Source organism: Mesorhizobium sp. M1E.F.Ca.ET.063.01.1.1 (genome assembly GCF_003998155.1).
Classification (GTDB): domain Bacteria; phylum Pseudomonadota; class Alphaproteobacteria; order Rhizobiales; family Rhizobiaceae; genus Mesorhizobium.
This window is the reverse complement of record NZ_RZSC01000344.1, coordinates 1-6077: the sequence shown is the minus strand read 5'-3', so window position 1 is coordinate 6077 and position 6077 is coordinate 1. Positions and strand designations below refer to the sequence as shown.

Sequence of the window (6077 nt, the reverse complement as noted above, 5' to 3'; positions counted from 1 at the left end):
TTCGTCGATCGAGACCGAAACGACATAGCGGCCGATCAGCACTCGATCGCCATGCGCCAGCCGGTGCGGGCCGGCCATACGCTGGCTGGCACCGTTGATGAAGGTGCCGTTGCGCGAGATGTCGTAAAGCCAGAATCCGCCCGCCTGGTAGCGGACCTCGCAATGCCGACCGGAAATGAACTTGTCCGGATCGGCGAGCGTCCAGTCGCAATTCTCGCGTCCGATCTCGAAGCTGCGGTCGCGGGCGGCGTAGCTCGTCGCGGTGCCCGGGGGCAGCTTGTCGACATTGCTGATCTGGAGAGAGATGAACATCCGGAAGCGTCGCCGAACTTGGTCAATAAATACTTATCTTCCACGCGATTCCGGACGGAAACCGCTACGCGCTTTTCCCGGAATTGCTCCAGCATTCTAGCAGCTTACAGGCGCGGCGGGAGAGGAGCGTTTCACACGGACGCATCGGTGCCGTTTAGCCATCGCTGTTGTTTGGCTGCCAGCAAACCTGTGCTAGGCTGAAAGTGGTCCGGTACGGTGGGGTGCGAAAAGTTCCCGAACGTGATGCGGTTAACATAGCGGGGGCTTCAATCCATCATACTGGCGGCCGCGTCCAGGAGGGGCACGACCCATGCCGAACGAACGCGCCACGGTTGTGCAGACGCCGCTTGGCGGCGATCTGCTGACCTTCACCCATCTCGTCGGCCGTGACGAGATCAGCCGTTGTTTCGCCTATACGGTCGGCTTCGTCTCGAAGAGCCATGATGTCGACCCGCTGAAGATGCTGGGCGGCGCCGTTTCGGTCGAAGGCGAATCCGACCCGAAGCGCTGGTTCAGCGGCCTCGTGTCGGATTTCAAGCTCACCCGCATCGAGGATCGGCTGGCCTATTACGAAGCGGAGGTGAGGCCATGGCTCTGGTTCCTCGGCAACACCACCGATTGCCGCATCTTCCAGAATATGACGGCGGTCGAGATCGTCGAAAAAATCTTCTCCAAATATGGCATCGCGAAATTCGAGAAGCGGCTGCAGGGGTCTTATCCCCAGCGCGAATATTGCGTGCAGTATGACGAGAGCGATCTGGATTTCGTGCAGCGCCTGCTCGAGCACGAGGGCATCTTCTATTTCTTCGAGCATGACGAGGGCAAGCATACGCTCATTCTGTGCGATGCGATGAGCAAGCTGAAGCCGGCGCCGGGCTATGAGAAGGTGCTCTATAATTTCGAGGGTCAGGGCTCGCGGCGCGATGTCGAATACATCACCGAATGGATTCCGGGCAGTTCCGTGCGGCCGGGCGCCTATGCTCACACCGACTATGATTTCGAGAAGCCGGGCGCCGACCTGATGGCGAAGTCCGCCCAGCCGTTCAGCCACAAGGAGGCCGCGGGCGAGAACTACCGCCAGCCCGGCGCGCATCTCGATGTCGGGCGAGGCGACACGATCGCGGGGGTTCGCCGCGAGGAACTTCAGGCGGTGCACCAGCGCTGCACGGCGGTGGGCACCGTGCGCGGCCTCTTTTCCGGCTGCAAGTTCAAGCTCGAGAGCTTTCCGCGCGACGACCAGAACCAGGACTATCTGGTGATCAGCGCCGAATACCGGTTGTTCGATCCGGGCTACAGAACCCAGAACGAGGCCTACAGCGAAAATTTCAGGGTCGTGCTGGGCGTCGCGCCCACCAAATTGCCCTACCGGCCGCCGCGCATCACGCCGCGGCCGATCATGCGCGGACCGCAGACGGCGACGGTGGTCGGTCCTTCGGGCGAGGAGATCTTCACCGACAAATATGCGCGGGTGAAGGTGCAGTTCCACTGGGACCGCCTCGGCAAGAAGGACCAGAACTCTTCCTGCTTCGTGCGCGTGTCGCAGACCTGGGCCGGCAGCGGCTGGGGGTTCATCCAGATCCCGCGCATCGGCCAGGAAGTCATCGTCGATTTCATCGAGGGCGACCCGGACCTGCCGATCATCACCGGCCGCGTCTACAACGCCGCCGAGATGCCGCCCTACGGCCTGCCGGGCAACGCCACGCAATCGGGCTGGAAGTCCAACTCCTCGAAGGGCGGCGGCGGTTACAACGAGCTGATGTTCGAGGACAAGGCCGGCTCCGAGCTGGTCAATTTTCAAGCGCAGAAAGACCACCACCTGCTGATCAAGCACGACCGCAACAAGACGGTGCAGCACGACCAGTCCGACCGCATCGACCACGACGCCAAGCACTCCGTCGGCCACAACCTCGACGAGGACGTCGGCAACAACAAGACGGTCAAGGTGGGCGTCGACCAGACGACAAATATCGGCAGCAACGACACCGAGACGGTGGGCGCGAACCGCTCGCTGACGGTTATGGCCAATGAGACGATCCACGTTGTTGCGAACTCGACGGAAAACATAGACGCCAACCATTCGCAGACGGTTGGGCTGGTGCAGACGGTGACGGTGGGCGCCGCGCGTGTCGATACGGTGGGGGCGGCTGAGGCGCGAACCGTCGGCGCCTCGCAGACGAACACGATCGGCGTATCGCGATCGGTGACGGTGGGAACCACGCAGAGCCATGACATCGGCGCTTCCGATAGCTGGAATATCGGTGCCAGCCAGAGTGTCAATGTCGGTGCCGATCAGAGTTTTAAGATTGGAGGCGGGCAGACCACGGAGATCGGCAAAGGCCGCAGCGCCAAGATTGCGGAAGACGACGCTACGCAAGTGGCTGGCGCACGCGCGCTCAAGATTGGCAAAGGCAGCGTGGTCGAGATTAACGAAGATGGTGCTATCAAGGTTGGGAAAGATTTGGTGATCGACGCGGGAGACTCAATCATTATCAAGTGCGGGTCAGCTGCTATCGGCATGAAGAAGGACGGCACGATTACGATCGAAGGCAAGGATATCATTGTCAAAGGGTCAGGCAAGATCAACGTGAAGGCTTCGAGCGACATCACGATGAAAGGTTCGGAAATAAAGCAGAATTGAGGGCGTTAGCAATGACACGAGCGGCCGAACGGATCGACGGAGTAGTTATCGGTATATTCCTGGGCTTCGGCGAGAATGCCCCCCTGGTCGTCTTTCCGGGCAACCTGCGAGAGACGGCTGTTCCCGCGCGTAGCCTTGCAGACCTCACCTCGGAAATGATTGGCGCTGAAGTAGCTCTGCTGTTTCAGGACGGAGATCCCGGTCGACCACTTATTGTGGGGCGGATCATTGATCCCGGTCACAAGTCAGGCACTTCGACGGTCATTCGAGACGGTGAACGGGTTCGAATTACCGCCAACGAACGTATCGAACTTCGCTGCGGCAAGGCGACCATCGTTATGGAGAAGGATGGTCACATCACCATACGAGGTACCTATTTGACAAGCCACGCCAGCGCGACAAATCGTATCCGCGGTGGCTCGGTCAATCTGAACTGATGCCCGCGCCCGTTCTTCGCGAAATTGTCCGCCAGCATGCCGAGATGGCGGCATTCCTATGGACCGTTTACGACCACCATCTGCTCCATCCTGACGAAAATCCTGATATGGATGGTGTGCGCCTCGCCCGTCTGATTGAGAGACTGGAGGCGCATCTTGATGGATTAAAGGTGGCTGGTGAAATCGGCAGCGAAATTGCAAACGAGCGTTACGCTGAATACCCCGAACTGGGAGAATTGTTTGTAGTTCGCATGTTATCCGTACCGAATCCACCGAGGATTGTGGATCTTGACGCTGCAAGAGTTCGCGCTTGGCTCATCTCCAATAGAGAATAAGCAAATCTTGCCTGCGTCGTTCGGGCGAGTGTTTGGGCCGCCAGACCAACCATTTTTAGAGCGGGACCAGACCGGAGAACGGAACCGAAGTCCATCGGTTGCCGTCGAAGACATGAGCCGCCTCATCATCGAAGGTTACGCAGAAGTCATCATTCGAGGAGAGATAATACCCTGGCCTGTCATAAAGCGTAGCGAAGGAGCCGTCCCCAGCAATCTCGTCGATGGTTTCAGCTTCTAACGTGGTCAGTAATCGACCTTTGAAAGCGTGAACATCCTGCAGGCTTGGGCGATCTTCGGAAATGTCGGTCCAAGAGCCTGAGCTGTATAGAAAAGCGACGCCTTCATCTCCAACTGCCACGCCTTTTTCCGGTGTGGTGAAGGCGATCCCGTGTAAATCGACGTTTGTCGGAAGATGCTCAACCGAGGCGGTTCCGGCGGCATAGGTAATGATCCTGCCGCTTGAGGCAGCAAATACATACTCATCCGCTTTTCTTCGCGCGACGGAGTAGACATCATACTTGCCGCGGAACGGGATTCGTTGCCATGCGCCGCGTCGGTTCTCGAAGATGAGGCCATCTTCGCCCATGATGAACTGAGGCTCGTCCGCGAAACCCGTGAGTTTGATTGTCCCCAGCAGATCGACGCTGGCGATCGGCTCGACCCTTTCTCCGATCGAGAGGATTTGACCGTCCCAGACTGAGCCGAATAGCGTGCCGGCTCGGTTAGCCCAGATGGATGCTACCCATTCGCGGATCTCGGCCACGAGCCTCACCTGTGGATTGCGTCGACCGCTGAAATGATAGATCCGCGAAAGATGATTTCCGGGGCCGATCTCCTCGTAAAACAAGCAATAAAACGCGTCTTTCACAGCGATGTGTGCGTCGGTGCATTCCATCCTTCACACCTTTGGTACGTCGCATTGAACTTCGTCGAGCCGGTCTTGGCTCCGCTTTCTGGTGGCCCATTTGAAATAAGTGTCGCATATGGCCTTAAGGCATTCCTGTGCGTCAGGGCTGGCGGCCAGCTTAGGCAGGCTTTCTGCCGTGTGCTGCAGTTCGGCATCGCGGGCGTCGGCGTAACTCTGCGAACAGGCTCCTGACTTGCCGGCGCCGGCCGCCCGGCGCTGGGCCGCCGCACGCTTGATCTGCTTGCGGGATTTCTTGCCGTGCTGAGTGGTTCTCTTCTTGCCATCGTTGAGACAAATGCAGGGCGCATCGCCCTCGGTATAACGAGGGAATGCGCTTATCGGTCCACCGCCACGGTCGGGTTCGAAGAAGGCATTTTGGATGACGTGGTCAGACTGCTGCTTGCCCTTCTTGCAGTGATTGTCGGCCTCGTCATAGGGGTGCACGTGGATATCAATTGAGGCAAGCAACGCCAGGCAGTTCTGCCCGCCCACGGACAAGGCCGCTATGTGAACCCAAGGTGGAGTGTTGCCGACGGGAGAAGCATGGTTGTTAGTGGCAAGGTCTGTATTCCGGATAACCGGCTCGCCGTCGAATTTCACGTTATTTGACCACGAGTTGAAGTACTCCTTGCCGGTGTTCTTCGACGTGACAACGCCCTTTTTCGCAGCACAGCCCGCCTCTGTCCCAGACGTTCTGGACAAGTCGGATTTGTTCTTGATGTTGACGGTCTTGCCGCCGATCTTGACCGTGCTCGTCCCCTGCTCGGTATCGCTGGCCATCCCGAAGCTGGGATAGGGAATGGGGACACCAGGGGGGGTCGCCGGGTTTTCGGGTGGTGTGAAGCAAACATCGGGGAATGCGGCGATTGTCTGGGCGTTCACCGCCTTGCCGGAAATTTCCAGGCCGTTTGCGAAGACATTGCTCATCAGGCGGATCTCATCGCAAACAGTGCAGCGCCGCAGGCGCCGGCATCGTTTGATGCTTCGATTAGGACAGGACTGCCGGCGGCGTACCCTTTGCGGGCCGCCGTCCAAGCCATGCCAATCATCAGCGGACCTGCTGCCGCGCCGACATTGCCAAGCGATTCACCTGGGGACCACAGATCCTGAAAATCGTGACGGCCACGCAATAGGCGTAAACTCGCCAGCGCACTCTGTTTGAACCAATATTGCTCACCAATCAGATCGGCTATGCGATAACCGAGTCTGCTCATCTCGATGCCGGTCTCCTTGAAAGCAATATCGTACGCCGCGGTCATACCATCACCGCGCAGAGGCAAGTCTTCAGCATTGTAGATCGACGCAACCTCGCGGGCCAGGCCGAGGCCGAAGAGCCGAAAGCCGCCGCGCTCCGATCGAAGGCACAAAACCGCAGCAGCTGCTTCGCCCGGAATAAAGCCGTTGGGATTTTCGGGCGCCAGCAGTCGGTTGTTCTTGCGGTAGTGTTC

Annotated in this window: 6 protein-coding genes and 1 pseudogene; 3 read left to right on the top strand and 4 right to left on the bottom strand. The window is 58.8% G+C overall.

Features of this window, described 5'->3' with window-relative positions; genetic code table 11:
- Positions 1–312, bottom strand: a 312-nt coding sequence (locus EOA29_RS21915) for an FHA domain-containing protein (RefSeq protein ID WP_127221496.1), incomplete at its 3' end; no start/stop codon positions are given.
- Positions 313–622: 310 nt separating this feature from the next.
- Between EOA29_RS21915 and tssI the strand changes: the two genes are divergently transcribed.
- The 3 genes from tssI to EOA29_RS21900 are packed head-to-tail and all read left to right on the top strand — an operon-like array spanning position 623 to position 3722.
- A complete protein-coding gene (gene tssI / locus EOA29_RS21910; RefSeq protein WP_127221494.1) occupies positions 623–2950 on the top strand; it encodes a type VI secretion system tip protein TssI/VgrG in 2328 nt (775 codons plus the stop codon).
- An 11-nt stretch (positions 2951–2961) separates the two neighbouring features.
- Entirely contained in the window at positions 2962–3387 is a 426-nt protein-coding gene (locus tag EOA29_RS21905; protein ID WP_127221492.1) for a DUF6484 domain-containing protein, read from the top strand.
- The gene (locus EOA29_RS21900) at positions 3387–3722 is read left to right on the top strand and encodes a hypothetical protein (RefSeq protein ID WP_127221490.1); all 336 of its coding nucleotides are present in this window, start codon (positions 3387–3389) and stop codon (positions 3720–3722) included. Before EOA29_RS21905 ends, EOA29_RS21900 begins: the two co-directional genes overlap by 1 nt.
- Positions 3723–3777: 55 nt before the next feature.
- Here EOA29_RS21900 and EOA29_RS21895 read toward each other — a convergent pair whose 3' ends face one another.
- The 3 genes and pseudogenes from EOA29_RS21895 to EOA29_RS21885 form a co-directional block, all read right to left on the bottom strand.
- Positions 3778–4617 carry a hypothetical protein gene (locus EOA29_RS21895; RefSeq protein ID WP_127221488.1) on the bottom strand — a complete coding sequence of 280 codons (840 nt, stop codon included), beginning with the start codon at positions 4615–4617 and terminating at the stop codon, positions 3778–3780.
- A 3-nt stretch (positions 4618–4620) separates the two neighbouring features.
- On the bottom strand, positions 4621–5556 hold the full coding sequence (locus tag EOA29_RS21890) for a DUF4150 domain-containing protein (protein WP_127221486.1): 936 nt from the start codon (positions 5554–5556) through the stop codon (positions 4621–4623).
- Positions 5556–6077, bottom strand: a pseudogene (locus tag EOA29_RS21885) (3-oxoacyl-ACP synthase); the annotation flags it as partial. The pseudogene EOA29_RS21885 and the gene EOA29_RS21890, both read right to left, overlap by 1 nt.